Genomic DNA, 2,877 nt, shown 5'->3' with positions numbered 1-2,877 from the left:
CTCCGCCCGGGGCCCATCACCAGGCACGCTCCGGGTCGGTGGCCGCTCTACCCGCACCAAACAGCGACCAGCACCCCATCGGAAGCCACCCATCGCACCCGATCGCTACCCACTCCTCACCGACGGCGGCCAACGGCCGTCCGGGGCTGAGTGCCCGAAGGGCGTCTGAATGCAGGGCTTCAGACCTTCTCGCCGAGGGCGTTCCGCAGCCAGTCCAGCGGTCCCTGTCCGAGCAGTTCGTCGGCCAGTCGCCGCCCGGTCTCGGTCGCGAGCCGGGCCCGGCTGTTGTCGATCCACCGCTGTGCGTTGGCGTAGCCCTGGGCCTTGTACTCGATGCCCTGGAGCATGCATTCCAGCTTGTCCGCGTCGCGCGCGCAGACCGCCTCCGGCGAGTCCTGCGCCTCGTACTCGGCGACCAGCTCCCGGATCGCCGAGGCGAGCACGTCGGGCATGCCCGCGGTCTGGTCGGCGGTCACGTCCTGAGGGCCGCCGGCCGGCGCGTACTTCTTCCCCAAGTGGTTGACGTCCCCGGTACGGGTCTCCTGGGTGTCGTGCCACACGGCGAGGAATGCGGCACGGGCGGGCTCGGCGCCCTCCAGCTTCGCGATGACCGATGCGATGAGCGACGTCCGCCACGAGTGCTCGGCGACGCTCTCGGGGTCGTTGACGCCAGCCATCCACCAGCCGGTACGCCGGGTGTGCTTGAGCGTGCCCGCTTCGTAGAGGAAGCGCGCCACCGCGGACAGGTCGTCAGCCACTGTCTCTCCTTCTCACGCCTCGGCGAGGCGGATCGCGTACCGGATGCCCTCCAGCTCTCGCCCCCAAGGATGGGAGGCGCTTTCGTGCGTTCTGGATCACACAGAACCGGCCCTGCCCCATACCCTGTCAGTGTCGAGCTGCAAGGAGAGGGGCAAGGCCGCCATGTCACCTGATGCTACTCCGGACCCGTACACAGACCCTCTGGTATTCGGGCAAAGAATGCAGATCCTCCGCCAGCGCCGCGGCCTCACCCGCGACCAACTTGGTGGCCTCCTCGCGCGATCCGGGTCATGGGTCAAGGCCATCGAGAGCGGTCGGCTGCGGACCCCGCACCTGCCCGTCATCCTCCGCATCGCCGAGGTGCTACGCGTCCGGGACCTGTCCGACCTCACGGGGGATCAGTCCATGCGCGTCAACCTGTTCACCGGTCCCGGGCACCCGCGGTTCGCGGCGGTCCGCGAAGCCCTCAACACGCTCCAGCTCGGCGGCAGCCACGAAGCACCACCGGCCGCGCACCTGACCGCGCGCCTCGCCCGCGCGTGGTCGGCCCGGCATTCGGCACCGAATCACCGCGACGTGGTCGGGGCGCTGCTCCCGGATCTGGTCCGGGACGCGCAGTCCGCGGTCCGACAGGCCGAGACCGTCGCCGACCGCAAAGCGGCCCAAGCACGTCTGGCGGAGGTGTATTTCCTCGCACAGTTCTTCTGCGCCTACCAGCCGGACGCGCCCCTGGTGTGGCGTGTGGCGGAGCGCGGCATGATGGCTGCGCAGGATTCCGAGGACCCGCACGCGATCGGCCTCGCCGCGTGGCTGACCACGCAGGCCCACCGTGAGAGTACGCACCTGGATGCGGCGGACGCCGTCACCCTGGAGACCCTGCGCTACCTGGGGCCGCTTCTCCCCGACGCCGGCATGGACGTCCGCGCGGTCGCCGGGGCCCTCACCGTCGAGGCAGGGTTGACGGCCGCCCGCCGCGGTGAGACCGGTACCGCCTGGCGGTACTGGGACGACGCCCGGGCCCTGGCCGAGTCCCTGCCCCGTGGGTACTTCCACCCCGTAACGAGTTTCTCCCGGGCCGTCATCGGCGCGCACGCGGTCACTGTCGCCGTGGAGCTGCACGCCGGCGGGGAGTCGGCGCGGCAGGCCGCGCGGGCGGAAGCGGAGGCGATTCCGTCGCGGCCGCGGCGGGCCCGGCACCGCATTGAGCAAGCCCGCGCGTACCACCTTGACGCGCAGCCGGACGTGGCGCTGGCGACGCTGGCGCAGGCCCACGAGGCTGCACCGGAGACTGTGCAGTACAACGGGTACGCAAAGCGGATCGTTCTGGAGGAGGCTGAGTCGAAGCGCCCTGCCCGCCGCCGACGCGCGTCTGAACTTGCGGCCCGGCTAGGGATGCTGATGGCCTGACAGCAGGGGGGTACAAACTGTGCCCCTGCCGATACTGCGCCGCCCCTACCGTCGTCACATCACCCGCTGACGACGGTAGGGAGTGAGACCCCGTGATGCATGAAGCAGTACCCCGTCCCTTCGAGGAAGTTCCTCACGCGCTGCTCCGCAAGCGGGTGCGTGACATCGCGTCCGGCCTTGAGGGGGAGCTCATGGCTGTGGTCCGCAAGGACGTCTCCGACACCCCGGTCCGTGAGCACTGGGTGAAGCTGGCGTACGTCCGGGGCACGTCCGGCCGCGAGATCTCCACGGCCCTGGCCAACATCGAGGCCGTTTAATGGAGGCCGCCGACCTGTTCCCGAGGTTGCCGATCCCTCCGGACTCCTGCGGCGAGTGCGCCGAGCACGTCTCCGCCCGCTTCCAGGCCCAGGTGGATCGTGACCGCTCGCGCGTCAGCGACATGAACGTTCTGATCATGAGACACCACCCCGAGCTCCGGGCCCGCCGCTGAGCGCCCAGCCCAGGGCGAGCTGATCGCCGCCAGGGCGTCTCAGCCGCGTAGCGATCCGTGGCGGCCCACGCCCAGCCCCGGACGGCCGTTGGCCGCCGTCGGTGAGGAGCGGGTAGCGATCTGGTGCGATGGGTGGCTTCCGATGGGGTGCTGGTCGCTGTTTGGTGCGGGTAGAGCGGCCACCGACCCGGAGCGTGCCTGGTGATGGGCCCCGGGCGGAG

At 70.6% G+C, this 2,877-nt stretch carries 4 protein-coding genes; 3 read left to right on the top strand and 1 reads right to left on the bottom strand.

Annotation, left to right across the window (positions count from 1 at the left end; translation table 11 throughout):
• Positions 1-179 precede the first annotated feature (179 nt).
• Positions 180-758 (bottom strand): HD domain-containing protein, encoded by a 579-nt coding sequence (locus IF09_RS0139460; RefSeq protein ID WP_030304373.1) that lies wholly within the window; start codon positions 756-758, stop codon positions 180-182.
• Positions 759-921: 163 nt separating this feature from the next.
• Here IF09_RS0139460 and IF09_RS0139455 point away from each other — a divergent pair, with 163 nt between their 5' ends.
• From IF09_RS0139455 to IF09_RS46185, 3 genes are all read left to right on the top strand, one after another.
• Positions 922-2,166 carry a helix-turn-helix domain-containing protein gene (locus tag IF09_RS0139455; protein WP_030304371.1) on the top strand — a complete coding sequence of 415 codons (1,245 nt, stop codon included), beginning with the start codon at positions 922-924 and terminating at the stop codon, positions 2,164-2,166.
• A gap of 95 nt (positions 2,167-2,261) precedes the next feature.
• Positions 2,262-2,483: a hypothetical protein gene (locus tag IF09_RS44325; RefSeq protein WP_078613743.1), complete on the top strand. Its 222-nt coding sequence runs from the start codon at positions 2,262-2,264 to the stop codon at positions 2,481-2,483.
• 26 nt (positions 2,484-2,509) lie between these two features.
• A complete protein-coding gene (locus IF09_RS46185; RefSeq protein WP_158710213.1) occupies positions 2,510-2,656 on the top strand; it encodes a hypothetical protein in 147 nt (48 codons plus the stop codon).
• Positions 2,657-2,877 lie beyond the last annotated feature (221 nt).

The sequence above is a fragment of the Streptomyces katrae genome, assembly GCF_000717655.1.
Taxonomy (GTDB): domain Bacteria; phylum Actinomycetota; class Actinomycetes; order Streptomycetales; family Streptomycetaceae; genus Streptomyces; species Streptomyces katrae_B.
The sequence above is the reverse complement of the archived record's forward strand: the minus strand, read 5'-3'. Positions and strand labels throughout refer to the sequence as shown.